At 52.6% G+C, this 26,746-nt stretch carries 25 protein-coding genes and 1 tRNA gene; 15 read left to right on the forward strand and 11 right to left on the reverse strand.

All coding sequences use genetic code 11. The features are described 5' to 3' along the window. The first annotated feature begins 5 nt into the window (after window positions 1-5). The 3 genes from HG1285_RS12165 (at window position 6) to HG1285_RS12155 (ending at window position 2,931) form a co-directional block, all read left to right on the forward strand. Complete coding sequence (locus tag HG1285_RS12165) at window positions 6-410, forward strand: hypothetical protein (protein WP_008286847.1); 405 nt, start codon at window positions 6-8, stop codon at window positions 408-410. A 20-nt stretch (window positions 411-430) separates the two neighbouring features. Continuing rightward, window positions 431-2,317, forward strand: a complete 1,887-nt coding sequence (gene dxs / locus HG1285_RS12160; RefSeq protein WP_008286848.1) for a 1-deoxy-D-xylulose-5-phosphate synthase — start codon at window positions 431-433, stop codon at window positions 2,315-2,317. A gap of 77 nt (window positions 2,318-2,394) precedes the next feature. Continuing rightward, a complete protein-coding gene (locus HG1285_RS12155) occupies window positions 2,395-2,931 on the forward strand; it encodes a hypothetical protein (protein WP_157560506.1) in 537 nt (178 codons plus the stop codon). On the opposite strand, the gene trmB is transcribed toward HG1285_RS12155, so the two are convergent. Beyond that, complete coding sequence (gene trmB, locus HG1285_RS12150; protein ID WP_008286850.1) at window positions 2,921-3,820, reverse strand: tRNA (guanosine(46)-N7)-methyltransferase TrmB; 900 nt, start codon at window positions 3,818-3,820, stop codon at window positions 2,921-2,923. The two genes, HG1285_RS12155 and trmB, sit on opposite strands and share 11 nt — an antisense overlap. Before the next feature lie 14 nt (window positions 3,821-3,834). Here trmB and HG1285_RS12145 point away from each other — a divergent pair, with 14 nt between their 5' ends. Both HG1285_RS12145 and HG1285_RS12140 read left to right on the forward strand, forming a co-directional pair. Further along, complete coding sequence (locus HG1285_RS12145) at window positions 3,835-4,740, forward strand: Ni/Fe hydrogenase (RefSeq protein WP_008286851.1); 906 nt, start codon at window positions 3,835-3,837, stop codon at window positions 4,738-4,740. Then, a complete protein-coding gene (locus HG1285_RS12140; RefSeq protein ID WP_008286852.1) occupies window positions 4,730-6,076 on the forward strand; it encodes a nickel-dependent hydrogenase large subunit in 1,347 nt (448 codons plus the stop codon). The genes HG1285_RS12145 and HG1285_RS12140 overlap by 11 nt, the downstream gene beginning before the upstream one ends. On the opposite strand, the gene polX is transcribed toward HG1285_RS12140, so the two are convergent. Further along, window positions 6,077-7,822, reverse strand: a complete 1,746-nt coding sequence (gene polX, locus HG1285_RS12135; RefSeq protein ID WP_008286853.1) for a DNA polymerase/3'-5' exonuclease PolX — start codon at window positions 7,820-7,822, stop codon at window positions 6,077-6,079. Window positions 7,823-7,911: 89 nt separating this feature from the next. On the opposite strand from polX, the gene lpdA reads away from it, so the two are divergent. Continuing rightward, the gene (lpdA, locus tag HG1285_RS12130; protein WP_008286854.1) at window positions 7,912-9,306 is read left to right on the forward strand and encodes a dihydrolipoyl dehydrogenase; all 1,395 of its coding nucleotides are present in this window, start codon (window positions 7,912-7,914) and stop codon (window positions 9,304-9,306) included. Here lpdA and HG1285_RS12125 read toward each other — a convergent pair. Genes HG1285_RS12125 through moeB form a run of 3 tightly spaced genes read right to left on the reverse strand, consistent with a single transcriptional unit; the run spans window position 9,296 to window position 10,918 of the window. Next, the gene (locus HG1285_RS12125; protein WP_008286855.1) at window positions 9,296-9,646 is read right to left on the reverse strand and encodes a response regulator; all 351 of its coding nucleotides are present in this window, start codon (window positions 9,644-9,646) and stop codon (window positions 9,296-9,298) included. The two genes, lpdA and HG1285_RS12125, sit on opposite strands and share 11 nt — an antisense overlap. A gap of 33 nt (window positions 9,647-9,679) precedes the next feature. Further along, on the reverse strand, window positions 9,680-10,093 hold the full coding sequence (locus HG1285_RS12120; protein WP_008286856.1) for a hypothetical protein: 414 nt from the start codon (window positions 10,091-10,093) through the stop codon (window positions 9,680-9,682). A gap of 9 nt (window positions 10,094-10,102) precedes the next feature. After that, window positions 10,103-10,918: a molybdopterin-synthase adenylyltransferase MoeB gene (gene moeB / locus HG1285_RS12115; RefSeq protein WP_008286857.1), complete on the reverse strand. Its 816-nt coding sequence runs from the start codon at window positions 10,916-10,918 to the stop codon at window positions 10,103-10,105. 53 nt (window positions 10,919-10,971) lie between these two features. Between moeB and hemC the strand changes: the two genes are divergently transcribed. The 5 genes from hemC to HG1285_RS12090 are packed head-to-tail and all read left to right on the forward strand — an operon-like array spanning window position 10,972 to window position 16,288. Continuing rightward, window positions 10,972-11,892 carry a hydroxymethylbilane synthase gene (gene hemC, locus HG1285_RS12110; protein WP_343122628.1) on the forward strand — a complete coding sequence of 307 codons (921 nt, stop codon included), beginning with the start codon at window positions 10,972-10,974 and terminating at the stop codon, window positions 11,890-11,892. 3 nt (window positions 11,893-11,895) lie between these two features. Beyond that, on the forward strand, window positions 11,896-13,557 hold the full coding sequence (locus HG1285_RS12105) for an ATP-binding protein (protein ID WP_008286859.1): 1,662 nt from the start codon (window positions 11,896-11,898) through the stop codon (window positions 13,555-13,557). Next, complete coding sequence (locus tag HG1285_RS12100) at window positions 13,529-14,800, forward strand: N-acetylmuramoyl-L-alanine amidase (RefSeq protein ID WP_083793042.1); 1,272 nt, start codon at window positions 13,529-13,531, stop codon at window positions 14,798-14,800. The genes HG1285_RS12105 and HG1285_RS12100 overlap by 29 nt, the downstream gene beginning before the upstream one ends. Before the next feature lie 22 nt (window positions 14,801-14,822). After that, a complete protein-coding gene (locus HG1285_RS12095) occupies window positions 14,823-15,785 on the forward strand; it encodes a cellulose biosynthesis cyclic di-GMP-binding regulatory protein BcsB (protein ID WP_008286861.1) in 963 nt (320 codons plus the stop codon). Continuing rightward, window positions 15,782-16,288 (forward strand): shikimate kinase, encoded by a 507-nt coding sequence (locus HG1285_RS12090; RefSeq protein ID WP_008286863.1) that lies wholly within the window; start codon window positions 15,782-15,784, stop codon window positions 16,286-16,288. The genes HG1285_RS12095 and HG1285_RS12090 overlap by 4 nt, the downstream gene beginning before the upstream one ends. A 5-nt stretch (window positions 16,289-16,293) precedes the next feature. Here HG1285_RS12090 and HG1285_RS12085 read toward each other — a convergent pair whose 3' ends face one another. From HG1285_RS12085 to HG1285_RS12075, 3 genes are read right to left on the reverse strand one after another with little or no spacing between them, the layout of a single operon-like run. Continuing rightward, complete coding sequence (locus HG1285_RS12085; protein WP_008286864.1) at window positions 16,294-19,542, reverse strand: efflux RND transporter permease subunit; 3,249 nt, start codon at window positions 19,540-19,542, stop codon at window positions 16,294-16,296. Window positions 19,543-19,546: 4 nt separating this feature from the next. Then, window positions 19,547-20,668 carry an efflux RND transporter periplasmic adaptor subunit gene (locus tag HG1285_RS12080; RefSeq protein WP_008286865.1) on the reverse strand — a complete coding sequence of 374 codons (1,122 nt, stop codon included), beginning with the start codon at window positions 20,666-20,668 and terminating at the stop codon, window positions 19,547-19,549. Further along, window positions 20,665-21,975: a TolC family protein gene (locus HG1285_RS12075; RefSeq protein ID WP_008286866.1), complete on the reverse strand. Its 1,311-nt coding sequence runs from the start codon at window positions 21,973-21,975 to the stop codon at window positions 20,665-20,667. Before HG1285_RS12075 ends, HG1285_RS12080 begins: the two co-directional genes overlap by 4 nt. A gap of 90 nt (window positions 21,976-22,065) precedes the next feature. On the opposite strand from HG1285_RS12075, the gene HG1285_RS12070 reads away from it, so the two are divergent. Further along, entirely contained in the window at window positions 22,066-22,881 is an 816-nt protein-coding gene (locus tag HG1285_RS12070; protein ID WP_008286867.1) for an ATP-binding protein, read from the forward strand. Here the strand turns inward: HG1285_RS12070 and HG1285_RS12065 are convergent. Next, the gene (locus tag HG1285_RS12065) at window positions 22,865-23,731 is read right to left on the reverse strand and encodes a ferritin-like domain-containing protein (protein ID WP_008286868.1); all 867 of its coding nucleotides are present in this window, start codon (window positions 23,729-23,731) and stop codon (window positions 22,865-22,867) included. The genes HG1285_RS12070 and HG1285_RS12065 overlap by 17 nt on opposite strands. 74 nt (window positions 23,732-23,805) lie before the next feature. Between HG1285_RS12065 and HG1285_RS12060 the strand changes: the two genes are divergently transcribed. Genes HG1285_RS12060 through HG1285_RS12050 form a run of 3 tightly spaced genes read left to right on the forward strand, consistent with a single transcriptional unit; the run spans window position 23,806 to window position 25,262 of the window. Next, window positions 23,806-24,132 carry a hypothetical protein gene (locus tag HG1285_RS12060; RefSeq protein ID WP_032496455.1) on the forward strand — a complete coding sequence of 109 codons (327 nt, stop codon included), beginning with the start codon at window positions 23,806-23,808 and terminating at the stop codon, window positions 24,130-24,132. Between the two features lie 2 nt (window positions 24,133-24,134). Further along, window positions 24,135-24,575: a ribonuclease H-like YkuK family protein gene (locus tag HG1285_RS12055; protein WP_008286870.1), complete on the forward strand. Its 441-nt coding sequence runs from the start codon at window positions 24,135-24,137 to the stop codon at window positions 24,573-24,575. Between the two features lie 27 nt (window positions 24,576-24,602). Beyond that, window positions 24,603-25,262: a septal ring lytic transglycosylase RlpA family protein gene (locus HG1285_RS12050; protein ID WP_008286873.1), complete on the forward strand. Its 660-nt coding sequence runs from the start codon at window positions 24,603-24,605 to the stop codon at window positions 25,260-25,262. Here HG1285_RS12050 and ahcY read toward each other — a convergent pair. Next, complete coding sequence (ahcY, locus tag HG1285_RS12045) at window positions 25,259-26,515, reverse strand: adenosylhomocysteinase (protein WP_008286874.1); 1,257 nt, start codon at window positions 26,513-26,515, stop codon at window positions 25,259-25,261. The genes HG1285_RS12050 and ahcY overlap by 4 nt on opposite strands. 29 nt (window positions 26,516-26,544) lie before the next feature. Next, a tRNA-Asp gene (locus tag HG1285_RS12040) sits at window positions 26,545-26,622 on the reverse strand. Between the last annotated feature and the right edge of the window lie 124 nt (window positions 26,623-26,746).

The following is a 26,746-nucleotide window of genomic DNA, read 5'->3' on the forward strand; positions in this document are numbered from 1 at the left end:
TGAGCATGAACTATCATCCGTTGGTGATCTACTTTGCAGTGGGAGCGCTTGTGTCTTCCTATACCGCCTACTTCATCTACTTTACCTTTCTCAGAAGTTCAAACTTTGCCTTTTACTACGCCCTTACAAACCACGCTATCTCTGTGGTATTCTCAATACTTGCGGTCTTGACCGGGCTCGCGGTGGCGGGCACCCAGTACGTCCAGCAGAAGGCACCCTTTATATTTCTCTTTCCCCACAAGTGGCTCGGTATAGCTCTGATGGGTTTTACCCTGGTAACCTTCATACCCCTGTGGATAAAGCAGAAGGAACTCGGCAGGAAGGTGGGAATAGCCTTCTCCTTCGTGGGTCTCGGTCTTTCCCTTGCGGTGCTTATATTCGGGTGGTTGCTCAGATTGATTTTCTTCTGAAGGGAAATAACTTTTAGCTTATGCTTGAGAAGTACGAACTCCTTTCAAGATACAAGGGTCCTGAGGATCTCAAGGAGCTATCTGAAGAAGACCTAAAGAGGCTCGCCCAGGAAGTCAGGGACTACATAATAGAGGTAACGTCAAAAAACGGAGGTCACGTTGGTCCAGGGCTGGGCGTTGTTGAACTGACTATAGCCCTGCTTAGGGTGTTCTCTCCCCCTGCGGACACGGTCGTGTGGGACATAGGACATCAGGGCTACCCCTGGAAGATACTCACGGACAGGAAGGATCTCTTCCATACTTTAAGACAGCATGGAGGTATAGCAGGCTTTCTCAGGAGGGAGGAGAGCCCCTACGATGCCTTCGGTGCGGGGCACAGCTCAACCTCTATATCTGCAGCCCTTGGCTTCAGGGTAGCGAAAGATATGAAGGGAGACGACAGCCACGTCATAGCCGTTATAGGTGACGGTGCCATGACAGCGGGTATGGCTTTTGAGGCGTTGAACAACGCCGGGCATTTGAGACCGAACAGGTTTATCGTCATACTCAACGACAACGAGATGTCCATATCTCCCAACGTTGGAGCTATATCCACCTACCTGAACAGGATAATAAGCGGACATTTCGTTCAGGAGTCAAGGCAGAGGATAAAGAGCCTATTAAAGCATTTCGGTGAGACACCTCTTAGGTTCATGAAGCTCACCGAAGAGTTTCTGAAAGGACTCATATCTCCCGGTGTTCTCTTTGAGGAGCTCGGATTCAACTACATAGGTGTGGTGGACGGGCACAACATAGCAGCCCTTGAGAAGACCCTGAAGAACGTCAAGGACATTGAGGGTCCCGTCCTTCTTCACGTGGCTACAAAGAAGGGTAAGGGCTACCCCCACGCCGAGGAAGACCCTGTGAAGTGGCACGGCGTAGCTCCCTACAAGGTAGAGTCTGGAGAGATAATAAAGAAGCCCTCACCTCCGAGCTGGACTTCTGTTTTCGGTAAGGCTGTCGTTGAACTCGCCGAGATGGACGACAGGATCGTGGTAATAACGCCCGCTATGAGGGAAGGCTCTGGGCTCGTTGAGTTTTCAAAGCGTTTCCCGGACAGGTTCTTTGACGTGGGCATCGCCGAGCAACACGCGGCGACCTTCGCGGGAGGACTCGCCTGTGAGGGCATGAGACCCATAGCCTCCTATTACTCCACCTTTCTCCAGAGGGCGTACGACCAGGTCATACACGATATCGCTCTTCAGAAGCTTCCCGTAACCTTTGCCATAGACAGAGGCGGACTTGTTGGGGACGACGGACCGACACACCATGGAGTTTTTGACCTCTCTTACCTGCGGTGCGTCCCCAACATGGTAGTCTCGGCTCCAAAGGACGAACAGGAGCTCAGGAACCTGCTCTACACGGCCGTCAAGAGCGGACTTCCCTTCTCGGTGCGCTATCCGAGGGGTGCAGCCTACGGAGTGCCCACGGAGGACTTCCAGGAGATAGAGATAGGCTCCTGGGAGGAGCTCCTTGAGGGAGAAGAGCTCGTTATACTGGCTACGGGATACCCGGTATATCAGGCTCTCAGGGCTGCTGAAAGGCTCTACAAAGAGGGCATACGGGTGGGGGTGGTCAACGCAAGGTTTATAAAGCCTATGGACGAGAAGCTATTGGAGGAGCTCACGGCGAGGTACGACCTCTTCCTGACCGTTGAAGACAACACCGTCGTGGGAGGGTTCGGCACAGGTGTGCTTGAGTTCTTTGCCAGAAAGGGAGTAGCCAAGAGGGTTGTTAACCTCGGGGTGCCTGACAGATTCATAGAACACGGCAACCAAAACCTGCTCAGGAGCATGGTGGGTATAGATTCGGAGGGTATAGAGAGGGTTGTTAAAGACCTCCTTGCCAAGAAGGCTATCGGGTATTAATCACCTTTATAGCTTCATAAATTTAAAGTTTTGAAGAAGGAAGACTTTGGGAGATATTAATGAGAGGGGGCGGTGCCATGGAACAGGTAGAGGAGTTCAGCTTTGATATAAGGCGTTTCCTTGCGAACCTTAGCTCTGCAGACGAGGAGCAGCTTGAGGAGCTGCGCAGATGGCTCGGTAGGAACGAGAAGAGGTTTATGTGCATACTGGAACACCACTTCGCCTTTGACGAGTACGCCCACCTGATTGAAGACTGCGAGAAGGACAGGTGTATGGTCAACTGGCTGAAGATATACAAGTACATAAACATACTTGGTCTCCACCTCAGCATGACCGTTTATCCTGTGATACTCTGGGACATCCCCCTTGGAGGTGCCCACCAGATATCCTACAACGCTCAGTTCAGATATAAGAAGGGCTGGATATCCAAGAAGGAAACCATAGAGATAAACGGCAAAGAGGTTGAAGAGTATGTCCTTGAGAAGTTCCCCAGGGAAGGTTTCTATATAGCTCACAAGCTCCAGACGGAGGTTATCAAGCTCTCCGACTACGTGATAAGCACCGTGTTCTCCAAGATAATGAAGTGTGAGGGTATAAGGGAGCTCATGGTTTGAACCCCCTCTCTGCGACCAGTTGAACTACCTTCTTCAAGTTCTCAGTCCTGAGGACTTCGCTGTGGGGTGATACGTCCACCAACCAGTGCTCTCCCTTACGCCTCGCCTCTATGAAGAACTTCTGGGTAAAGCCCTCTTCCGATAGGAGGGTCTCAATAAGAAAGACACCCTCCCGGGTGTAACTGCGAAAGAACTTCGTGTATACCCTGTCTTCAAGCTTCTCCTCAACGTTCTCAAGCCTGTCAAACTGGGGAGTTCTGCCTTCAACCTTTACCGGGAACAACTCCTTCACCTCCTTTACCTTTGGTGTCTCCACAGGCCTGGTCTCTCCGGACTTTTTCAGGGTGAGCTCGTAGAGCTTCTTTCCCTCGGAGAGCCACCTGCGCTCGTACTTGGTCAGGGGCTCCTTTACGCTCAACTCTCTCATGGTTGTATCAAAGCCACCGAGCCACTCCGCTTCCTCTAAGCTGAACTCAGCAAAGGGTCCGTAGTCAGTCCTGATCCTTATGATTCCTCCCTGCCTCATCTTTCTGTGGAACATATATAAGTTCTTCCGCGTGGTTAACCTCCTCTTGTAGTCTCTCTTCTTGAACCAGGGGTCTGGGTAGTTGATGTAAATTCTCTCCACGGAGCCGTCCCTGAGAAGGAAGTGAAAGCCCCAGTATGCGTCTATCCTCGTGCAGTGGACGTTTCTGAGATCCTCCCTCCGGAGTTTCTTCAGGAGCTTCTCTATGGATATGCCTGAAAGCTCAAAGCCGAGGACTTTCTTTTCTGGGTTATCTCTCGCGAGCTTCAGGAGGAACTCACCCCTACCGAAGCCCACCTCAACTATGAGCCCATCCCAGGGAAGGGGTTTATCTACGCCCTTGTAGTTTATAAGGCAGAACATATTATAAAGGTAGCATGAAGCTTCTCTGGCTTCAGGGACTTACCTGCAGCGGGAATACCCAGTCCTTTCTGTGTGCTGAGGACCCTTCTGCCGACGAGATCCTGAACAGGTTTGAGGTTCTGTTCTGCCCTTTTTTGAGCTGGGAGAGGAGTGAGGAGGAGGTGGTGCCCTCTATCCTTGAGGGGCAAGAGGAGCTTGATGTCCTGATATTTGAGGGGGCGGTGGGAAAGAACCTCCGTCGTCTCTGCGGCATGGAGATGAGGAAGGTCTTGAAAAAGCTTGCCAAGAAGGCTCACTACGTGATAGCTCTTGGCAACTGTGCCGTATTCGGTAACATTCCGGGGAAGTACAGTCAGGAGGTAAAGGGCTTACAGTACAGGTTTAAGCACAGAGGGGGAGTGCTCGGTGGGAACTTTCGCTCAGGTTCCGGTCTCCCGGTGATAAACCTATCCGGTTGTCCAGCCCACCCCTCGTGGTTGTCCTACGTTCTGCTCAAGATACTTTCGGGACGAGACATTGAGCTGGACTCCATGGGAAGACCCAAGGAGCTCTACGCCTACCTGACCCATCACGGCTGTCTTAGAAACGAGTACTTTGAGTGGAAGGTTGAGGCTACCGAGCTCGGTAGGAAGGAAGGCTGCCTCTTCTACTATTTCGGTTGCAGGGGACCAATGACCCACTCCTCCTGCAACAGGATACTCTGGAACGGTGTAAGCTCAAAAACGCGGGCTGGTATGCCCTGCGTGGGATGCACGGAGTACGACTTCCCCCGGGAGAACATGCTTGAGACAGAGCACGTTATGGGGCTACCTGAGGAGCTGCCTCTGGGTGTGTCCAAGAGGGGTTATATCCTGCTCTCAGGCGTGGCAAAGACCTTTGCACCCGAGAGGCTGAAGAAGAGGCTGATGGATGAAGATTGAGAGGAAGGTTTTAAACAGAGTTGAGGGGGAGATTGAGCTCAAGCTCCTGTGGAAGTCGGGCAGGGTTGATGATGCCTTCCTGTGCGCCATGGACTACAGGGGCTTTGAGAGGCTGTTAAAGGGAAAGCCCTTCTTAGACGCCCTCGTCATAGTTCCGAGGGTGTGCGGTATATGCGGTCATGCGCACCTTATGGCGTGCGTGAAGGCTATTGAAGACGCCTACTCCAGTGAGGGATATCCCGTCCAGCTTTCAGACAAGGCGCTTGAGATAAGGAAGCTAACCCTTATGTGTGAGATGCTCCAGAACCACCTGAGGTGGTTCTACATGTATCTTCTGCCGGACATAGTGAAGCTGGAACCCTCTATCGCAGAGCTGTACGAACCTCTCAGGGGTAGAGCCTGGGTAGAGGCTCTTAGGGCGAGCAACATGCCGATCAAGGTGATAGCCCTTTTCGGAGGTCAGTGGCCCCACACATCCTACGCAGTCCCCGGGGGTGTTGTGTGTGACCCGACGGGCTACGAGCTTTCACAGGCTGAGCTCTTTCTGGAAAGGTTAAAGACTTTCTTTGAGAGCTGGCTCCTCGGTATGCCTCTGGAGGAGTACCTGTCTCTGAAGGGCAGGAACTACCTCAAGGATATACGTGGTGACCTGGGTAGGTTTACCGAGGTTGCCATAGAGCATAACCTCCACGAGGAAGGAAGGAGTTACGATAGGTTCATAACGGGCGGGGAGCTCAAGCCCCTCTTCAGGAGTGGCTTCTTCACACGGGAAGGTGTCAGCCCCTTTGATGCAGATAAGGTCTCCGAAAACGATGAGTTCACCTTCTTCAGGAGGAACGGTTCTGCCTACACCTGGTCTAAGGCGGCGAGGTACTCAGGGCTACCCTGCGAAACGGGTCCTCTGGCGAGACAGCTTGTAAGCGGCAACAGGGTCATAGGTAGTCTCTTCAGAAGGTTTGGAAGCTCTGTTCTCGTCAGGGTAGTTGCGAGGATGGACGAGGCTGTCAGGCTCTTTACAGAGGCTCAGAGAACCCTTCACCGCATAAAGCTTGATGAGCCTTCCTGGAACAGACCTTCGGTGGACGAAAAGGTCTTCAGCGGGCGGGGCGTGGGTGTGGTTGAAGCTGCCCGGGGAACGCTCATACACGAGCTTGAGATAGAAGGGGGCAGGATAAGGAGCTATAACATAATAACCCCTACCGTGTGGAATCTGGGTCCGAGGGACGCCGAGCACCTCGGCGTTGCGGAGAGAGCCCTCTTGGGGCTTGACTCGGAGCTCAAAGCCGAGATAGTTGTCAGGAGCTTTGACGTCTGTTCCGTCTGCACGACCCACTGATCAGCCCATCTTGGCGAGCCTTTTCCTCTTTTCAGAGACGAACCTTTTTATACCCTTTAAATCCTTCGTATTCAGGATTAGCTCTGGAGGTGCCCACCCCCTCCGGGCTATACCAACACCCACCTTAATGTAGGGCAGGTGGCTGACCGCGTGTGCATCGGTTACAACAGCTAACGTAACGCCCCTCTCAACGCACCTCCTTATATTGTCTGGTGAGAGGTCTGTCCGAAAGGTGTTTATCTCAAGGGCTGTCCCAGTCTCCAAGGCTGTCTCCATAACCTTCTCCATGTCCAGAGGGTAACCCTCCCTCTGTCCGTAAGCCTTGCCCGTGGGATGTCCTATGAGGTTTACGTAGGGGTTCTCCATAGCCTTGAGTATCCTGTAGGTGTTGTCCTGGTTGAACCTTGAGTGTATGGACGCTACCACGAAGTCAAAGCCCTCAAGGAGCTCATCGGGCAGGTCTAAGCTACCGTCAGGGAGTATGTCCACTTCACATCCCTTGAGTATGTAAAGACCCTTCAGGTTGTACACCTCGTTAAGTTTATCTATCAATCTCCACTGCTCTCTGTATCTCTCAGGTGTCAGACCGTTTGCAACCCTCGCGCTCTGGGAGTGGTCTCCTATGACTATGTATTCGTACCCGAGCTTGTAACAGGCATCAACCACCTCCTCAAGGGAGTTTATGCCATCGCTCCAGTTCGTATGCATGTGGAAGTCGCCCTTTATGTCCTTCAGTTCCACCAGTTTAGGGAGTTTGCCCTCAAGGGCGAGCTCTATCTCTCCCCAGTTCTCCCTTATCTCCGGAGGGATCCACTGCATACCCACGAGCCTGTAAACCTCCTCCTCACTCTCCCCTCCGAGCCTCTCCTCGGTGTCCGCCCTGAACACGCCGTACTCGTTAACCTTCAGCCCCTTCTCCTTGGCTATGTCTCTCACCCTGACGTTGTGTTCCTTTGAGCCGGTGAAGTACTGGAGGGCTGCACCCCAGCTCTCAGGTTCAACAGTTCTCAGGTCTACCTGCCTGCCGTTTTTAAGAACCACGCTTGACTTGGTCTCTCCCTTAGCAAGGATCTTGTTCACGTCCGGATATCTGACGAAGTACTCGTGTATCCTGCGCCAGTTTTTCCTCTCAGCCGTTACAAGTATGTCTATGTCGCCGATCGTTTCCTTCATACGACGGAGGCTACCCGCCACCGATATGTTCTCTATGCTCTCCTCCCTCTTCATGTACTCAAGGACGTCCTGAGCCATGGGGTACGCTTCTATGAGCGGTATCCTCTCCTGAACGCTCTCCCAGAGCTCTATGCCCTTCAGGATCTTCTCAACCTTCTTGGGACCAAATCCGGGCAATTTGGCGAGTGAGCCGTCCTTCAGAGCTCTGATGAAGTCCTCCTTGGAACGAACCCCGAGCTTCTCGTAAGCCACCTTCAGGGTTTTTGGTCCTATACCGGGGACGTCCATCAGCTCAAGCAGGTCTTCGGGGACTCTCTTCCTAAGGTCTTCGTATTTTTTAACCGTTCCCGTGCGCAGGAACTCCTCAATCTTGAGGAGGGTTGAGGAACCTATTCCCGGAAGCTTTGTTAGCTTTCCCCTCCTGTAGAGCTCCTCTATGTCTTCGGGAAGTTCGGATATGAGGTTCGCCGCCCTGCGGTAGGAGTTTACCCTGTATATGTTGTCCCCAAGGAACTCCAGTATGTCCGCTATCTTTTCAAATATCTGGGCGAGCTCTTTGTTCTTCCTGTGCATGAGATTAATTTACACCCTCACAAGCTCTGGGGGTGGGTTAGGAAGATTAGGTTTATCATAATATTCTTAAAAGCTTCAGGAGGCTGAGGATGGAAGTTGACCTCGTGGTTATGGGTGCGGGAAGTGGAGGATACGAAGCGGGAATATACGCCTACAGAAGGAAGATGAGGACGGTTCTGGTGGAACTGTCTCCCGAGAGTGTGGGTGGAAACTGCCTTAACAGGGGTTGCATACCCTCCAAATACATGAGGCACGGGGCACACCTCCTTGACCAGATGGAGATAGCCCAGCGCTGGGGTATAAAGCCAACAGGTCATGAGATAGATTACGCAAGCCTGAAAGAGGGCAGGGACGACGTGGTCGTGACCATCAGGGAGAACTTCAAGAAGTTCGCCAACCAGATAAACCTTCCCATAGTTTACGGCAGGGGTGTGATAAAAGACCCGAACACCGTGTTCGTGGAGGGTGCGGAGGAGACCATAAAGACCAAGTTCATACTTATAGCCACCGGTTCAAGACCCGTAGCGGTGGGAGATTTGGTTCCCGACGGTAAGTACGTGGTGGATACAGACCAGATATGGGAGTTGGACTCTCTTCCCAAGAGGGTGGTGATAGTCGGCGGTGGCGCCGTGGGAGTGGAGTTTGCCTACATCTTCAAGAAGTACGGGGCTGAGGTGGTGTTGTTAGAGCTCCAGAGGAGCCTACTTCCCTCCGATGACATTCCCGAGGACTCAGGCAGGTATTTAGGCAGGAAATTGAAGCAGTTGGGTGTTGACGTCAGAACTAAAACCACCATTGAGAGTTGGGAAAAGACGCCTGACGGCGTGAAAACGAAGCTAACCGACGGAAGTGAGGTCTCTGCGGACTTTATCCTCCTTGCGGTCGGTAGGAAGCCCAACACGGAAGGTCTCGGACTTGAAGAGGTGGGAGTTGAGAAGGATAGCAAGGGCTTTGTGAAGGTAAACGAGTTCTCCCAAACCAGCGTTCCCAACATATACGCCTGTGGGGACATAACCTCTCCTCTCATGCTCGCTCACAAGGCTATGTATGAAGGGAAGATAGCGGTTAACCACATACTCGGGGGAACGGACTGGAAGAGGGACGACAGGGTAGTTCCAAAGATAATCTACTCAGCCTTTGAGGTGGCAAGTGTCGGTCTTACAGAGGATCAGGCTGAGGAAGAGGATTACGAGGTAAAGGTTGGTGTGACCTCCTTCGTTTCCAACCCGAAGGCTATGGACGACGGAGAGAATGAAGGCTTTGTCAGGATAGTGGCGGACGAGGACACGGGAGAGATACTGGGCTGCCACATAGTCGGTCCAAACGCGGGCGAGCTCATACACCAGGTAGTCCACATGATAAGGGATAGCAAGGACGTGGAGTTCGCCTCCAAGACCATGTATAGCCACCCTTCCCTCTCGGAGGCGATAGGGCAGAGCGCTTCGGAGATATACTACGGACCCATAACTTGGGTCAAGAGGTGACCTCTTTGGCGATTATGTGAGCTTGAGAAGCCACGGAGCTGTTGGGCACCACCATATCAGCACCCAACTGGCGGGCTTTGTCCTGGAGCTGGATATTCATGTGACCGCAGTAGGCTACCACCTTTATCTGAGGGAATTCCTTCTTTATGTTCTCCATTACCTCCTCACCGCCGAAGCCCTCAAGGTTCACGAAGGCGATGGAAACGTCCGCGTTCTCATCAAGGATCTCCTTCACCTTGTTCCACCTGCTTGCGGAGAACACCTCCCAGCCCTGAGACCTGAGCAGAGATCCCACCTTGGAGGCGGTGATAAGGTTTGAATCGCAGAGAAGTATCTTCATGTTCTCCACTTTCTCACAGAAGTTAAAGCCTTTCTATGATTTGGGTTCGGTTCTGCCAAAGGGAAGGAATAGAAACATGACTATTACAGAGAAGGGAGGCAAAATGGCAAAGAAGAGAGCCAACGAGAGTTTCTGCCAAAGAATTGGGAAGTTGAAGGCGTCCGATAGCTTAACGCCCATGTAAAGACCGAGGGTGAGCATCGCTCCCACAGAGACAAAAAACGCCAACTTGCCTGCGGTGGAGTAGTCCGAGATCCACACCCTACTTTTAAGCCTAACGGAGACGAAAACGGACACCAGAGCCATGAAGCCTAACATCACTACCACCAGGTATAGCTGAGTGGGAAGGCTGCCCACCTTGAGGTATATGGAGTACATGGTGGCTGAACCCAAGAGGAATATTAGGAAGCTCAAGAGGACGTATAGACTGAGTATGACCTTACCCAAGGGTGAACCTTAAAACCTCGCCTCACAGGTGTGGTCGTACTCAATAAGCTCTTTGATCTTGGGTTCTTTACCGCAGAGGGGACACTCGGGATCTTTCCTGAGCTTGACCTTTCTGAAGTCCATGGACAGGGCGTCCATTATTAGGAGCTTGCCTATCAGCGGCTCACCTATGCCGAGGAGAACCTTTATTGCCTCCGTTGCCTGTATACAACCCATTATCCCGCCTATGGAGCCCAGTATGCCCGCCTCCTGACAGGAGGGAACCATACCTGGGGGCGGTGGCTCGGGAAAGAGACACCTGTAACAGGGAGAGTTCTCCTTGTCGGTGAAGTCAAAGACGGTACACTGCCCTTCAAACCTCAGCATTGCGGCGGATACCAGCTTCTTGCCTGCAAAATAACAGGCGTCGTTTATGAGGAACCTTGTGGGGAAGTTATCCGTTCCATCAAGTATGACGTCGTAGTCCTTTATCAAGTCCATTATGTTGTCTTTGTTTACCATCTGGTTGTAGGTGACTATCTCCACGTCTGGGTTGAGGGCTTTTAGGGTCTGCTTTGCGGACTCAACCTTGGGAACACCCACCCTGTCGGTGTTGTGTAGTATCTGTCTCTGGAGGTTGGAGAAGTCCACCACATCGTAGTCAACTATTCCCACCTTTCCAACGCCCGCGGCAACGAGGTAGAAGAGAGCCGGCGAGCCGAGACCACCTGCACCTATCACGAGAACCTTGGACTTCAGGAGCTTCTCCTGACCCTGTCCGCCAACCTCGGGCAGTATTATGTGTCTTGCATACCTCTTTATCTGTTCCTCTGTGAATTGAAACATGCTTAATATGATACAAAGTTTTTGAGCAAAGACAAGCTACGCTCGGTCATATAATAGCTTTCATGCGTGTCAGGATAGGAACGAGAAAGAGCAAGCTTGCCCTGTGGCAGGCAAACTTCGTGAAGAGCTTCCTTGAGAAAAAGTGGGGCGTGGAGGTTGAGCTCGTAAAGATAACCACCACGGGCGACAAGATACTGGACTCTCCCCTTGCGAAGATAGGGGGGAAGGGGCTCTTCGTGAAGGAGATAGAACAGGCGCTCATGGAAGGACGCATTGACCTTGCGGTGCACTCCCTGAAGGACGTTCCAATGGTCATACCGGAGGGCTTGACCCTCGGTGCAATAACGGAGAGAGAGGAGCCTCACGATGTCCTTCTATCAAGGGATGGAGGTAAGCTGTTGGAGCTCCGCGAGGGCGCCAAGGTAGGGACTTCCTCTCTCAGGAGACAGGTACAGCTCAAGAGGCTTAGGAGAGACCTTGAGGTTGAAGTTCTCAGGGGGAACGTGGATACGAGGGTCAGAAAGCTGAAGGAGGGTATGTACGACGCCATAATACTCGCCTACGCAGGTGTAAAGAGGATGGGCTACGAGGACGAGGTGACGGAGGTTTTAGACTACTTCATACCTGCCGTGGGGCAGGGAAGCCTCGCCATAGAGATCAGGGAAGGGGACGAGGAGACTCTCAGGTTGATAGAGCCCTTAAACCACCCAGAGAGCAGGGTCAGGGCTGAGTGTGAGAGGGCTTTTCTAAGGAGGCTTGAAGGGGGATGTCAGGTTCCCATAGGAGCCTTCGCACAGGTGAAGGGGAATACACTCACCGTAAGAGGTTTCATATCCGACCTTGAAGGTCTTAAATTTATTGAAGGTGAGGAAGTGGGTAAACCCGAAGAGGCTTCGGAGCTCGGAGAGAGGCTCGCAGAGAGCCTTCTACAGCAGGGAGGGGAAAGGATACTCAGAGACATATACGGAGGTTGAAGCATGAAGCCGGTTGGAATAGTCCTGGGAACAAAGCCCTCCGACCCCCTTGAGTTCTGGGTTGGTGTGGAGAGCGGAAACTACCTTCAGCTTGATGACGTGGTGATGGTACGTTCCAGAATTGACGGCAGCTCAAAGGAGATAAAGTTTTACGGGCTCGTCCACGAAGTTCAGAAGTACCTTGAGGGCGTAGAGCTCGTCTACGACGCCCAGCTGGTAAACAGCGGTATAGTTCCAGCGAACATAGCCTACATGGCGAGGGTTATGGTAACGAGGATAGAGCCGGAGATATACATACCCCCTACTCCGGGAGACCCCGCCTTCAGGGCGCAGGGAGAGGAGCTTGATAAGGCTCTTTACTACGACGGTATGAAGAACCGGATACCCGTGGGTCTCTCAAGGAGCGGCGACGTGGTTTATCTGAACTACGATTTCCTTAACGGAAGGGAGGGCGCCCACGTCTCCATATCGGGTATGTCTGGGGTTGCCACCAAGACTTCTTACGCCCTCTTCCTTCTATATTCGGTCTTCCAGAGGGCGGACGACAGGGACAGGATCCACGGGCTCATATTCAACGTCAAGGGTAAAGACCTGCTCTGGATAGACAAGAAGAACAGGAAGTTCGGTGGAAAGTTTGAGGAAGACTTCAAGAGGATGGGGCTTGAGGCTAAGCCTTTCATCAACGTGGGTTTCTTCGCACCACCGGAGATGCCTGGAAGCAACGTCCCCGCGACAAAGGACAGGCTTGAGGGGATCAGCCCTTACTGCTGGAGTATGAAGGAGTTCGCTCAGGAGGGATTGCTGAGGTTCCTCTTCGCCGAAGGTGACGACGGCGCTTCCTCACTCCACTACGTAATAGACAGGGTCACGGAAAAACTCCAGCAGCTCGCCAGGATCAGTCCCCCTGACATACTGACCGATGAGAACGGAAGGGAGATAGATAGCCTTGACCGCTTGAGGGAGATACTACAGGAGGTCATAGAGGATAAGGAGAGCAAGACCGATCCTGACAGGTATAGGGAGTGGTTCGGCACAGCCGCCACGGCTACCGCCTACGCCTTCCTCAGGAGGTTTCACCACGCTGCCTCCCACTGCAGGAGCCTTATACACGGACACGAGACCAGACCTATAGACTGGAAGAGGCACCGTTTGACGGTGATAGACATATCCGACCTGCACGGCATCGCCAAGATGTTTGTGGTTGGTTCAATGCTCAAAAGGATATTCAGGGAGAAAGAGGAGAGCGGGAACCCCTACCCTAAAATATTCGTCGTTCTTGACGAACTTAATAAGTACGCTCCCAAGGACAGGTGGAGCCCTATAAAGGACATACTTCTGGACATAGCGGAGAGGGGCAGGAGCTTGGGCGTGATACTCATAGGGGCTCAGCAGACCGCGAGCGAGGTGGAGAAGAGGATAGTGGCAAACGCAGCTATAAAGGTAACCGGAAGGCTTGACAGCTCCGAAGTTCTCAGCAAGGAGTACGAGTTTCTGACGGGCAACTTCAGGCAGAGGGCGATAATGCTCAAGAAGGGAAGCATGATCCTCTACCAGCCGGACATACCCAACCCGGTGATGATAAACTTCCCGCTCGGTCCGTGGGCTACCAAGAAGGAGGAGGCACAGGAGGAGGTTCATGTCCCCAAAGAGTTTGACCAATTTTAGTCTCTTTTTATTTCTGTTCTTGTTGATAGACCTTCCCTTCGGGAAGGTTACGGGGACGAAGTACGGCATATACGACGGGAAGATAAGGATAGTCTTCCACCTGACCAAGAAGAGGGACTTCAGGGTCTTCACACTTGAGAAGCCGAGGAGGATAGTCATAGATATATATGGGGAGAGGAGGGTAGCGAGGCTGAACCTTCCATCGGATATAAGGTACAGGGTAGGAAGACATCCCTGGGGTACGAGGGTAGTCCTCTACTACGAGAGGAACTTCTCCTTGAAGTACTTCAAGCTGAGAGACCCCAACAGGATAGTGCTTGACATATACAGGGAAGACAACGACCTCTATGCAGAGATACTGAGCATACTCGGTGAAGAGACGAAGGCTACCCAGGAGCCTAAGGTGGTGGTTATAGACGACAGAAAGCCGGTGAAGAAAAAGCTGAAGAGTGTCCGCAAGAAGCCAGAGGAGGATCCTATAGCCTCAATCATAGAGAAAGCTAAGGCTCAACCCGTAATCTACGAGGACAAGGTAGTTGTGATAGACGCAGGGCACGGAGGTAAAGACCCGGGTGCCATAGGTTACGGAGGAATAAAGGAGAAGCACATAAATCTCGCCATAGCGAGGAAGGTTGCGGAGTTCCTCAGGCGTGATGGACGTTTTAAGGTCATACTCACCCGTGACAGGGATTACTTCATACCCCTTCACAAGAGGTCTGAGATAGCCCTCAGGAACAGGGCTGACCTGTTTATAAGCATCCACTCAGATGCGGCACCCCGTAAGAATCCGAGAGCCAGGGGAACCCAGGTGTTCGCCCTGTCCTACAAAAGGGCTGTTGAGAAGAAGCACCAGATACTCAACAGCAGGCGCTACGCCAAGCTCGTCCTGGGAGATGCAGCGAACATACGCTCCGGCGTGGTGAAGAGGGTTCTGGCAGACCTCGCCATAGACGTGACGCTGACGGAAAGCGTTTACTTTGCGAGGCTGCTCTCCAACGAGCTAAAGAGGGTCATAGGCAAGGGCGTCTTCTTCAAGGGAATAAACAGGGCGGGCTTTGCTGTTCTTAAGACCCCGGGTATACCCTCCGTTCTGGTGGAGACGGGCTTCATAACAAACCCCCACGAGGCGAGAAAGCTCAGCAGCCCAGAGTTCCAGAGGAAGGTAGCCTGGTCTATATACAGGGCAATAGTGAGGTACTTCTACGGGGAAGACTTCGGACAGAAACTCGTAAAATATAAGTAATTACTAACCGGAGGTGGGTTACATGCTGTTTCTGATCCTACTGGCAGTTGTGGGTGTAGTGTTCTCAAAGCCAGTACTGGATACATTCGGAGAGGTAAAGAGGTTCCCCTTCGTGACCTACACCAAGGCGTGGACTGGAACACCGGCGGAGGTTTCGGAGGTAACCGCTCCCAACGTGGTTATAGCTTACGGCAAGAGCGAGAGCAGGGCTGTCCTGTCTGCCGCCTCAAACATAGCCTACTACCTCGGTCAGTGGACTGAGGACATGGGACTTACCCCGAGAGCGGTCAGGAAGGGAAAGCTGCCCACGATAGTCATGCCCCTTAACAGGGCGTTGAAAACGAAGAAGCACATAATACTCGTGGGAACGAACAACTCCATAGTTAAGAACCTCGGGTTGAAGTTCAGCAAGCCCACCCTGAAGGTGGTGCAGTGGAAGGGCAGAAAGGTGCTAATTGTTGGAGGAAGGAATACCAGGCAGGTGGTAAAGGCTGCCAACTTCTTAGCCCACAGGGTTGTGGGTTTTAAGGCGGGTGCCTACAAGACCTTCTTCAGCTTCGTCAAGCTCAGGGGGCTGATTGAGCACGAGAACTACATCGCGGGAGTTCACCTTATAAAGGAGGCTTCAGGACTCTCCGCCTGCGGGAAGAATATGTCCCTTGCGGCACCTATGATGCTTAAGTTCCCCCAAGAGGTCAAAAGGGTCGTCAAGAAGAGGAACAGGATAATGTACGTTGAGCTCGTTCAAGCTCTCAAGGACAAGGATAAGGAGAAGGCTGTCAAGCTGTGGAAGGAGGCTATGTTCACATGTTATCAGTGCCACCAGGGGCTCGGGATAAAGAGGCTCAGAAAATTTATCCCCAACCCGGAGATACATTCCAGACACCAGAGGATAGCCATGGACTTCGGACTGGTCAGGAAGGCGAACAGGGAGTTCAACTGCACAGCCTGCCACAGTGGAAGGACTGAGCAGAGGGGCTATTGAGATACGGAAGGGTATTCTTAGTGGGCTTTATGTGCAGCGGGAAGTCCACCGTCGGGAAACTCCTCGCGGAGGAACTCGGCTGGAAGTTCGTGGACGTTGATGAGGAGGTAGTGAGGAGGGAGGGGCTCAGCATACCTGAGATATTTGAGAAGAAGGGCGAGGGTTACTTCAGGGAGCTTGAACTTGGGTTGCTTAAGGAGCTCGCCGAGAAAGAGGGAGTTGTAATATCAACGGGTGGTGGACTCGGTGCGAACCCGAAGGCTATGGGGTTCATGAAGGACAAGGGTCTCGTTGTCTGGCTCAGGGTCTCCTACGAGGAGTTCCTGAGGAGGTGTGGGGACGATCCAAACAGACCCCTCCTGCGGAGGGGTGAGAAGGAGCTGAGAAAACTCATGGAGGAGAGGGAAAAGGTTTACTCTCTCGCCGAGCTGTGGATAGAGGAAAGCTCCTCTCCAAAGGATGCCGTAAGAAGCATAAAGGAGAAGCTGAGGGGAGAGGGCTGAGCCCCTCAGTCTGACATCAGGTCTCTCTTTATGGTCTCGGGCGTTGGGCACGCCTCCGGAGGGAGTCCTTTCGTTTTTGAGGCATAGTACATTAGGGGTATGAGCACGAGGGTCAGGGTGGTTGAGCCGATGGTACCGAAGATCAGGGAGATGGCGAGCCCGTTGAATATGGGATCAAAGAGAATTACGAAGGCGCCTATTATGACGGCGACAGCCGTGAGAAGTATGGGTCTCGTCCTTATAACGCCGGCTTCCACGACCGCCATGTGAGGTGGTAGCCCTTCCCTGATCCTCTCCTCGGCAAAGTCAACGAGGAGTATTGAGTTCCTGACAATTATCCCAGCGAGGGCTATGAAGCCTATCATTGAGGTTGCGGTGAAGAACACCCCGCCGAGGACGTTGTCCATGAGCCAGTGCCCGGGAATTATACCCACGAGGGTAAGGGGTATGGGCGCCATTATTATACCCGGTGCCTTAAAGCTCTTGAACCAGCCCAGTATCAGCACGTACATGACGAACAGCGCAACGCCGAAGGCGAGACCGAGATCCCTGAACACCTCAAGGGTTATGTGCATCTCGCCGTCCCACTTGACGTAAACCCTGTCCTCTATAAGGGGTAGTGACATCCAGAGCTCCCCTACGCTCCCGTAGGGATTTTCAACACCGAGGACTTTGTCTCGGACGTCCATAATTCCGTAGAAAGGTGCCTCCTCCCTACCTGCAACGTCACCTGTAACGTAGATGACCTTCCTTAAGTTCTTGTGATAAATGATTTCGGGTATGGTCGTCTCCTCAAGCTCAACGAGCTCAACGAGGGGAACCGCCTGACCTCTTGAGTTCACGAGCTTTAGATTCCTGAGTATTTCCGGGACTCTGAACTCTTCAGCCAGCCTAAGCTTTATGGGGACGTGCTCCGTGTCCGTATTCTGGAGGACTCCAACCTGCATGCCTCCTATCAGAGCCCTCATGGTGAAGACTATCTCCTCCTTGGAGAATCCGCTGAGTTTTGCCTTGTCCTCCTTTACCTTGAAGTTGAGCATGGGCGCCGGGTGCTCAAGGTATATGCCCTCGTCGGTCACCTTGCTGGAGTCCCTGAATACGTCAAGTATCCTGAGGGCGACCTCCTTCTGGGTCTTCCTGTCGGGCGCATAGACCTCAGCCACTATGGGAGACAGAACCGGGGGTCCCGGTGGGACTTCAACGACCGCAACGTACTTTACACCGTGCTTCTTGGCTATCTCGTGCACCTTCGGTCTTATGAGTTTGGCAAATTCGTGGGACTGTTCTTTCCTGTGGTGTTTGCCCACCAGGTTGACCTGTATCTCAGCAAAGTGGGACGCCTGCCTCAGGTAGTAGTGTCTGACGAGCCCGTTGAAGTTAAAGGGTGCCGCCGTCCCCACGTATATCTGATAGTCGGTGACTATGTTCTGCCTGGCTATATACTCTCCCAACTCTTTAGCCACCCGCAGGGTCTCTTCAAGGGTAGTCCCCTCGGGCATGTCTAAGACTATCTCCAGCTCGGACTTGTTGTCGTAGGGAAGCATCTTCACAACGACGGCTTTAGTGTAGAACATGAACATGGCTGCCCCCAGAAGGGCTATAACGAAGCCGTAGAAGGCGTACCTCTTCATTTTGCTCATGAGCATGGGAGCCATTATCTTGCAGTAAAGCCTCCAGAAGAAGGTCTTCTTTATGTCCACCTCCTCGTGCTTTCTCTCCTTATCCAGGAATCGGTAGGCAGCCCAGGGTGTTATTATGAAGGCGACGAGCAGGGAGAAGAACATGGCGACCGATGCGTTTATGGGTATAGGTCTCATGTAGGGACCCATCAGACCCGTGACAAAAGCCATCGGCATAAGGGCTGCTATGACGGTAAAGGTGGCGAGTATGGTCGGGTTGCCCACCTCATCCGTAGCCCTGACTATGGCGTCCCTCGGAGGGAGCTTCTGCATCTCAAACCAGCGGTGTATGTTCTCCACGACCACTATCGCGTCGTCAACGAGGATACCTATGGCAAATATCAGGGCGAAGAGGGTGACCCTGTTGAGGGTGAAGCCGTACATCTCGCTGAGGAATAGGGCTATCGCAAGGGTAACGGGCACGGCTATGCCCACCACGAAAGCCTCCCTCACGCCGAGGGCAACCGCTATCAGGAGTATCACCGAGCCTGTGGCTATGAGGAGGTGCTCAAGGAGCTCGTTTGCCTTCTCCTTGGCGGTCTCCCCGTAGTTTCTTGTAACGGTTATATTCAGGTCTTTGGGGAGTATCCTTCCCTGGGCATATTCAACGAGCTGGAGAACCTCCTCCGCAACGTTCACCGCGTTGGTTCCCTTCCTCTTTGAAACCGCGAGGGTAACCGCCGGCAGGAGTTTGTCCGCCGGTTTATCTATACCCTTGTGCTCGGCGGAGGGACCGAATCCCATAAAGACGTAGTCCTTTATCTCCGCCGGACCGTCTACGACCGTTGCTACATCCTTGAGGTATAGGACTCTACCCCCTTGGACGCTTACTACGAGGTTTTCCACGTCCTCTTTGGACTTGAAGAAGTTGCCTACCTTTATCAGATACTCCCTGTTGCCCTTGTTTACCTTGCCGCTTATAGCCTGAGCGTTCGCCGCCTTCAGAAGCTTAGCTATGTAGAGGGGAGAGACCCTGTAGGCTTCCAGCTTTTGAGGATCTAAGACAACCCTTATCTCCCTGGGCATACCCCCGACTATGAAGACGTCCGCCACGTTGTCTATCTTCTTGAGCTCGTTCTGGAGGGTAGCCGCAAACCTCCTTAGGGAGTACCAGTCGTAACTCTCACCCCAGAGGGTCAGGGTGACTATAGGGACATCGTCTATGGACATGGGTTTTATGAGTGGAGGCAGTACAACACCTGGCGGAGCCAGGTCCATCGCGGACATCATCTTAGAGTTGAGGTCAACGAGGGCTTTAACAGGGTCGGTTCCAACGTAGAAGCGGGCTGTTACTATAGCCATATCGTTCATGGAGGCTGAGTATATGTACTCTATGTCTTTCAGCTCCCAGAGCTTCTTCTCCAGGGGGATCACCACACGGCTTTCAACCTCCTCAGGTGTGGCACCGGGGTAGGAGATGTATATGTCTATCATGGGGACGATTATCTGGGGCTCTTCCTCCTTGGGGGTTGTGACTACCGCAAATAGACCCAAGGCAAGAGAGACGAGTATCAGGATAGGTGTAAGCTTGGAGTCAATGAAGTAGTGGGCTAACCTCCCAGCCAGTCCGTACATTCCCCTAACCTCCTACCCTGCATCCGTCGCAGGCTTTCTCAAGTCCTTCAACCACGACCCTTTCACCTTCGTTCAAGCCCGAAAGCACCTCAACCATGTCTCCCACAACTTTACCGAGACGGACGAACCTGAGCTCAAGGGTGTTGTCGGGTTTAACTACCCAAACCCCCGTGAAGTCCCACCTCTTGTACACAGCCTTCACGGGGACAAGTATGGACTTCCTTATAGGCTCTTCCACGTACACCCTTGCGAAGAAACCGCTCTTTATACTCCTGTCGCTTAGGACTGCCTTTACCTTGAATGTTCTGTTCGCCGGGTTGACGGAGGGCTCCAGCTCAACGACCTTAGCCGTTGTTTTTCTCTTCAGGCTCTCTATATAAACCCTTAGAACGTCTCCTTCCTTTACCTTTCCGTAAAACCTCTCGGGTAGGCTGACCTCAACCTTGTAGGGCGGCTTTTCCAAAACCAGCAATGGGTATCCGGGTTTGGCTATGTCGCCAACGTCAACGAGCTTGGACACCACGTATCCCTCAAAGGGAGCCCTTACCTCTGTGTAGGACAGGTTGGAAGATACAGCCTTTAAGTTCTGTCTGGCGAGCTCTATTCCCGACCTGGCAGCCTCAAGCTGGGCTTTTGCGGCTCTGTACTTAGCCTCCACCATGTCAAACTCGTGGGGTGTGACGGCTTTGGACTCAAGGAGTTTTTTGAACCTCTCGTAGGTCTTTCTGGTAGCTTCGTACTGGGCTAAAGCCGCGTTGTAGTTCTTCTCTGCCTGTACTACCCTTTGGCGTGCCGCCTCAACCTGCGCCTTGGTGTCTCTCGGGTCAATCCTGAGCAGGAGCTGTCCCTTGCGGACGTGATCTCCCTCTTTCACGCCCACGTACCCTACGTATCCCATCGTCCTCGTGGATATCTCCGCCCTATCGGAGGGGACAACCGTTCCCGCAAAGGACACGAAGCTCCTGTCCATTACCCTCACCTCTTCCGCACGGATACCCTCCACCACCTTGCTCTCAGCCTCAACCTCCTTTGCTGAGAGTCTCGGGTGGAACACACCGGCGAGCCAGAGAACTATGAATAAGACTGGCAGGAAAAGGAAGAAAAAGTATTTTGCAAAGCCTCTCATCTCAACACCTCCTTTATAAGACCCGCCTCCAGGAGAGCCCTCCCGAAACTCAGGTTGCACCTGTAGAGGGCTTCCACGTGGTCAAACCTCGCATTCTCCAGCTGGGTCTGGGCGTCCAGAAGGTCAACCATGCGAGCGAGTCCACTTTCATACCTTACGTTCAGAATTCTCACCACTTCCTTCGCCGTCTTGAGCCTTGTCTCCGCCGAGATGACGGAGCTCAGGGCTGTCTCATACTCCGAGTAAGCCTTCTCAACTCCAAACAGTATCGCCTTCTTCAGGAGCTCCCTTCTCTTGAGCAGTGCCCTTTCCCTGTCCTTGAAACTCCTCGCCCTGTGTATGGAAGCAAGTCCAGTGTTAAACTTCCAGGAAAGGCTGAGCCCGAACATGTAGCCGCTCCCGTCCGAGCCAAAGGGTGTGTTCTCATCGTAGAGGTTGTAGGAGGCAAAGGCGGCAAGCTGGGGCAGGTTATCAGCCACATGAGCTCTGTAGCTCTCTCTGAAAACCTTTAGGAAGTCCTCTATCGCCTTCAGGTCGCTCCTGCTTGATAGCGCCTTTTCTTTCAACTCGTCCAGGGAAACGCTGGGACACTCTTTGAGGGCTGGAACGCTGTAACTCTCGTAATCTTCATTCGCTATAAGCCCCACAGCCTTGAGGGCTACCTTGTATCTGTTCTGAGCCTCGGTAAGCTTTTCTTCAGCCTTCTTCAGGAATACCTCTGCCCTCAGGACATCCGATAGAAGAGCCATGCCTACGCTGTGGAGTTTGCGGGCGATCCTCAGGTGTTCCCTCGCATCCTCAACGTTCTTTCTCGCAACCTCTATCGCCGAGCTGGCTAAGGAGGCACCGAGGTAAGCTTCGTAAGCCTTGAATAATACCTCCTCTTCCTTCCTTGAGAGCTTTCTCTCCTCAGCCTTCTTTCTGTAAAGGGCAGCCTCCTTAAAAGCCCTTATCTTTCCACCTACCCAGAGGGGAAGCTCAACGCTCAGCTTGGTCTCAAAGTTGTTCACAGGGTCGGGGTCGTTTAAGGTGGAGGGTGCAAAGTCCGCCGGTGTTATCCTCTCCTGATTGAGTTTGGTGAAGAGAACGTAAGCGGGTATGTCCGTGCGCGTGAAGGTCTCTTCAAGCTTAAGGGTGGGAAAGAGGTTCGCCCTTGCGGACATATACTCTCGCTCGTAAGCCTTTATCTCGTGTCTGAGAGCCTTTATCTCAAGGTTGTTCCTAAGGGTGTCCTCTATAACCTTCTCAAGGGAGAGTTCCTTGGCAAAGACACCAGCGGTCATCAGTAACAGGAGCATCCACCTCATAGCCACCCTCCAATTTAGAATATAAGAATATTCTTATATCCTTATTAAGTCAAGTCCCAATTTTACCCCTTCTATGAGGGATTATAATTGATGAGCATGCAGAGCCTGAGGGAACTTATAAAAGCTCTTCTCGGCTCCCTTCAGCCGGAGGAGTACGGGGACGAGTTCTTTGAAGACCACCTCGCCTTCAGGCTGAGGTTCTCCCGTCTTGAGCCCGTCAGAAGACCGTCCATACCAGACCAAGACCTTCTCAGGTACGTGGACGAGCAGAAGGAGACCCTCTTCAGGAACACGGAGCAGTTCGTAAGGGGCTATCCCGCCAACGACGTCCTTCTCTGGGGCGAGCGAGGCACGGGGAAGTCCTCGCTTGTTAAATCTCTCCTCGGTGTGTTCGGGCAAAAGGGACTCAGGATAGTCCAGGTTTACAAGGGTGAGATTCCCTCCCTTGCGGAACTCTATGAGGTTCTGGGAGGCAGGAAACAGAAGTTCATCCTCTTCTTTGACGACCTCTCCTTTGAGCCGGGGGAGGACAGCTTCAAGCTTCTGAAGTCCATGCTTGAAGGTGACATAGAGGAGAGACCCGAAAACGTCCTGGTCTATGCTACCTCCAACAGGAGACACCTGATACCGGACGTTGAGATGAATGAAAAGTTCCCCTCCGAGAGCCTCCAGGAGAGGATATCCCTTATAGACAGGTTCGGGATAAGGCTCGGCTTCTTCGCCTTTGACAAGGAGAAGTACCTTGATATAGTCCGTAGTTACGCCTTGCGGCGTGGTATTGATATGCCTGAAGAGGAGCTTGAGAGGGAAGCCCTCAGGTGGGCTACCGAGAGGGGTAGCTTCTCCGGCAGAACGGCAAACCAGTTTATAAGAGACCTCTCCGGCAGGCTCAATCTCTCTTCCTGAGGTCTCCCACGGAGAACCTTCTCATCCTCTTCAGGAACTCCACGAGCCTCTGCTTGTGGTACTCCTCCTGACCCTCTATCCAGTCTAAAAGCTTTTTCAGGGAGGGATCGGAGACCTCCTTCGCCCTCTGGAGGTATTCCTCCCTTGAACTCTCTTCGTAGAGTATGTGCTCCTCAACGTTCTTAGTTTTTTTGAGCTCCGGCATGCTTAGGTCTGGCATACCACCCATATCGCCGAGCTTCTCTCCTAGCTCGCCCATGTGAACCATGCTCTCTATGGCGAGGTCTAACATTATGTCCTTGTACTCGCAGTTCTTTGAGTGGAAAAAGTTGTAGAGGTAGTCCAGTATTATGCTGTACTCCTCCTTCAGGAGCTTATTTATCAGCTCAACGCTCTTCTCATCTGCGGCACGAACCTCCTCTTCGCTGAACTCCTTGTTCTTGACCTCCTCAAGGAGCTCGGAGAACTCATCCTTATGGGCGCTCTCGTCGTGTATGACTCTCTCAAGGAGCTTCCTGACGGAGTCATCCTTGACCTCTTCAAGCTGTTTAGTGTAGGTGTCTATGGCGACCTGTTCTGCGTTAACGTCGTTTTCAAGCATGCTCGCCCAGTCTGGACCTCCTACCTTTATCTCATCCTCAACCCTGTTCAGTTCCACCTCGCCACCCAGCTGGACGACTTTTTGAGCAAACCACTTCATATGCCTCATCTCCTGGCGGGCTATCTTCTCTATCTCCTCGGTTATCTCGGCATCCTTTATCAGGGATATGTGGTAAAGGTACTGGATTATCGCAGAGTGCTCAAGGGCTATGTCCTTAAGTAGCAGGGCTATAAGCTCCGACCTTCTCATGTCAACCTCCCGTTTAAATGAGTATAACAGAGCTAACCTTTGCCTAAGTCTCTCGTGGTCTTATAATTAGAGTTATGTTGGTTTCTGAGCTCTCCGATAAACAGAAGGAATTTCTGAAGAACGTCTTTGAGCTTTCGGAACTTCCTGAAGAGATCAGCCTGGAGGACTTCCTCAAGGAGAGAGGTTGCGAACTATACGAGTGTATAGAGTGTGGCAACTTGGTGTTTCATGACAACTACGAGTTCTGGAATCTCTCCGAGTGCTGTGACGACAACTCTAAGCTAACCCCGAAGGGTCTGCTGTGCGAGGTGTGTTACTCCAAGAGTCCGGAGAACATGAAGTACTGGATAGCCTTCAGACCCAGCTGGTACAAAGATGTTGACTTCAACCCGAACGGGTAGCTATGCCTCACTTTTCAGACATAGAGGAGGTGAGGAGGTTCATAGAGAGCTCCTCAGAGGATAGCGCCATATACGTGGGCTGCGATTCCAGGCAGTTCAGGAGCAGGACGGTCTTCGTGACCGTGGTGGTAGTTCACATAAATTCAAATCACGGCGCGAAGATATTCTGGCGTGTGGACAGAGTCAGGAGGATAACCTCAATAAGGCAGAGATTGATGGAGGAGGTGAACAGGGCGGTTTACACAGCTCTGATGATAGCCGATGTGGTCGGTGAGCGTCCCTTTGAGGTTCACCTGGACATAAACCCCAACCCAGACCACCGTTCAAGCATGATAGTTAAAGAGGCTGTGGGTTACGTCCTGGCACAGGGGCTCAAGCCGGTACTCAAGCCTGACGCTGTGGCGGCGTCGGCTGTGGCTGACTTCTTCACGGGAAAATTCTGAAGCCCCTGCCGATAAAATAGGTATCCCATGAAGCTCGGAGCGCTCGCAATCGTTGCCCTCATTTTGCTGGTGTCCTGCGCGCCTCCTACGGGCAGGGTCAGATACGTTCATGAAGGTCTCGTTGCCCCGTGTCCAAGAGAGGTCGTTATGAGAGTCAGGTACTGCCCCACAAAGTACGCTTACTCGGACAGGATACAGCACCTCAGCAAGATAAAGGTTGTGAGTCTGGAAACGGGAAAGAGCTTGACCATATCTGTCAGGAAGAACAGCTCCGTAAAGGGTCTGTGCATTCCCAAAAAGTACAAATATTTCATGAGCAAGGGGAGCAGCTTCAGGGCAAAGGTAAGGGTGCTTAGATGTGGAGAAAACAACGTTAAGAAGTGCCCCCGCTACATAAGGGGGTACGCCTCCTGGTATGGACCCAAATTTCACGGCAGGAGGACGGCTTCGGGCACCCGCTTTAACATGCACGACTACGTGGCGGCTCACAGAACTCTACCTTTGGGGACAGTCCTCCTCGTAAAGAACCTGAAGAACGGGAAGACGGTTAAGGTGAAGGTTCTTGACAGGGGACCCTACGTCAGGGGAAGACACCTTGACCTATCAAGGGCTGCCGCCGAAAGGCTCGGCATGTTCAGCGACGGTGTTATACCCTTCGTTGCCGAGGTTATAAGGTGCGGAGGCTAAGTCCCAAACTCCCAGGAGGATAGGTACTTCACCTGCTCGGGAGTCAGCTCATCTATCTCTATTCCCATAGCCCTGAGCTTCAGTCTGGCAACCTCTCTGTCTATCTCGTCGGGCACCTTGTAAACTTCTCTCTCCAGCTCCTCCGCCCTCGTCCTTATGTACTCTGCGGATAGAGCTTGATTGGCGAAGGACATATCCATAACCGAGGCAGGGTGACCTTCCGCAGCGGCAAGGTTCACGAGCCTGCCCTGGGCGAGGACGTATATCCTTCTCCCATCGGACAGCCTGTACTCCTCAACTTCCTTCCTTATCTCCCGCTTAGAAACGCTCACCTCCTCCAGAGCGTCAAGGTCTATCTCAACGTTGAAGTGTCCGGAGTTGGAGACTATCGCCCCGTCCTTCATTACCTCAAAGTGTTCTTTCCTTATAACGGAAGTGTTCCCCGTCACCGTAACAAAGAAGTCTCCCAGCTTGGCTGCCTCGCTCATCGGCATAACGAGAAAGCCGTCCATTCGGGCTTCAAGAGCCTTTATGGGATCAACCTCGGTAACTATGACGGTAGCACCGAGCCCCTTAACCCTCTGAGCGACACCCTTGCCACACCATCCGTAGCCTGCGACCACAAAGTAAGAACCAGCTATCAGCCTGTTGGTAGCCCTGAGTATTCCGTCTATGGTTGACTGTCCCGTCCCGTATCTGTTGTCAAACATGTGCTTGGTGTATGCGTCGTTTACAGCTATTATGGGAAACTTCAGGACGCCGTCCTTTGCCATAGCTTTAAGCCTTATCACACCTGTGGTCGTCTCTTCCATACCGCCGAGAACTTCCTCCGCAAGCTCAGGATACTCCCTGTGTATGGTTGATATGAGGTCTGCCCCGTCGTCTATAACTATGTGAGGCTTCTTGTCTATCACCGCCTTCAGATGGGAGTAGTAGGTGTCCCTGTCTTCTCCCCTTATAGCAAACACGGGAATGCCGTAATGCTTAACGAGGGCGGCGGCCACATCGTCCTGTGTAGACAGGGGGTTGGAAGCTGTCAAATATACCTCGGCTCCTCCTTCCTTTAGGGTTAGCACGAGGTTCGCGGTCTCAGTTGTCACGTGCAGGCAGGCGGATATCCTGACCCCTTCTAACGGCTTCTCCTTAGAGAACCTTTCTCTGATACTCCTCAGGACGGGCATGTCCATCTCCGCCCACTCAATCCTGTTCCTCCCTTCTTTGGCTAAGGAGAGGTCTTTTACGTGATAGTCCATCTTTTTCTCCCTTGGGGTTTTGTTTGGGATGGCGGAGCCGACGGGATTTGAACCCGCGCCCTCCGGCTTGACAGGCCGGCGTTCTAACCGGGCTGAACTACGGCTCCAGCCGAACTATTATTATATCCCCTTAGGAGGTTATTTTCAAAAGGACTGTAACTCTCTGAATAATATCCTTTATACCCAACCGCCCTTTCCGCATACGAAGTATTCTTCCAAGCAGGCTCTAAA

The organism is Hydrogenivirga sp. 128-5-R1-1 (genome assembly GCF_000171895.1).

Bases quoted from the DNA above. Each gene is read 5' to 3' on its own strand.
- HG1285_RS12165 (WP_008286847.1), top strand. From the start codon at position 6: ATGAACTATCATCCGTTGGTGATCTACTTTGCAGTGGGAGCGCTTGTG.
- dxs (WP_008286848.1), top strand. From the start codon at position 431: ATGCTTGAGAAGTACGAACTCCTTTCAAGATACAAGGGTCCTGAGGAT.
- HG1285_RS12155 (WP_157560506.1), top strand. From the start codon at position 2,395: ATGGAACAGGTAGAGGAGTTCAGCTTTGATATAAGGCGTTTCCTTGCG.
- trmB (WP_008286850.1), bottom strand. From the start codon at position 3,820: ATGTTCTGCCTTATAAACTACAAGGGCGTAGATAAACCCCTTCCCTGG.
- HG1285_RS12145 (WP_008286851.1), top strand. From the start codon at position 3,835: ATGAAGCTTCTCTGGCTTCAGGGACTTACCTGCAGCGGGAATACCCAG.
- HG1285_RS12140 (WP_008286852.1), top strand. From the start codon at position 4,730: ATGAAGATTGAGAGGAAGGTTTTAAACAGAGTTGAGGGGGAGATTGAG.
- polX (WP_008286853.1), bottom strand. From the start codon at position 7,822: ATGCACAGGAAGAACAAAGAGCTCGCCCAGATATTTGAAAAGATAGCG.
- lpdA (WP_008286854.1), top strand. From the start codon at position 7,912: ATGGAAGTTGACCTCGTGGTTATGGGTGCGGGAAGTGGAGGATACGAA.
- HG1285_RS12125 (WP_008286855.1), bottom strand. From the start codon at position 9,646: ATGAAGATACTTCTCTGCGATTCAAACCTTATCACCGCCTCCAAGGTG.
- moeB (WP_008286857.1), bottom strand. From the start codon at position 10,918: ATGTTTCAATTCACAGAGGAACAGATAAAGAGGTATGCAAGACACATA.
- HG1285_RS12105 (WP_008286859.1), top strand. From the start codon at position 11,896: ATGAAGCCGGTTGGAATAGTCCTGGGAACAAAGCCCTCCGACCCCCTT.
- HG1285_RS12100 (WP_083793042.1), top strand. From the start codon at position 13,529: ATGTCCCCAAAGAGTTTGACCAATTTTAGTCTCTTTTTATTTCTGTTC.
- HG1285_RS12095 (WP_008286861.1), top strand. From the start codon at position 14,823: ATGCTGTTTCTGATCCTACTGGCAGTTGTGGGTGTAGTGTTCTCAAAG.
- HG1285_RS12085 (WP_008286864.1), bottom strand. From the start codon at position 19,542: ATGTACGGACTGGCTGGGAGGTTAGCCCACTACTTCATTGACTCCAAG.
- HG1285_RS12080 (WP_008286865.1), bottom strand. From the start codon at position 20,668: ATGAGAGGCTTTGCAAAATACTTTTTCTTCCTTTTCCTGCCAGTCTTA.
- HG1285_RS12075 (WP_008286866.1), bottom strand. From the start codon at position 21,975: ATGAGGTGGATGCTCCTGTTACTGATGACCGCTGGTGTCTTTGCCAAG.
- HG1285_RS12070 (WP_008286867.1), top strand. From the start codon at position 22,066: ATGAGCATGCAGAGCCTGAGGGAACTTATAAAAGCTCTTCTCGGCTCC.
- HG1285_RS12065 (WP_008286868.1), bottom strand. From the start codon at position 23,731: ATGAGAAGGTCGGAGCTTATAGCCCTGCTACTTAAGGACATAGCCCTT.
- HG1285_RS12060 (WP_032496455.1), top strand. From the start codon at position 23,806: ATGTTGGTTTCTGAGCTCTCCGATAAACAGAAGGAATTTCTGAAGAAC.
- HG1285_RS12055 (WP_008286870.1), top strand. From the start codon at position 24,135: ATGCCTCACTTTTCAGACATAGAGGAGGTGAGGAGGTTCATAGAGAGC.
- HG1285_RS12050 (WP_008286873.1), top strand. From the start codon at position 24,603: ATGAAGCTCGGAGCGCTCGCAATCGTTGCCCTCATTTTGCTGGTGTCC.
- ahcY (WP_008286874.1), bottom strand. From the start codon at position 26,515: ATGGACTATCACGTAAAAGACCTCTCCTTAGCCAAAGAAGGGAGGAAC.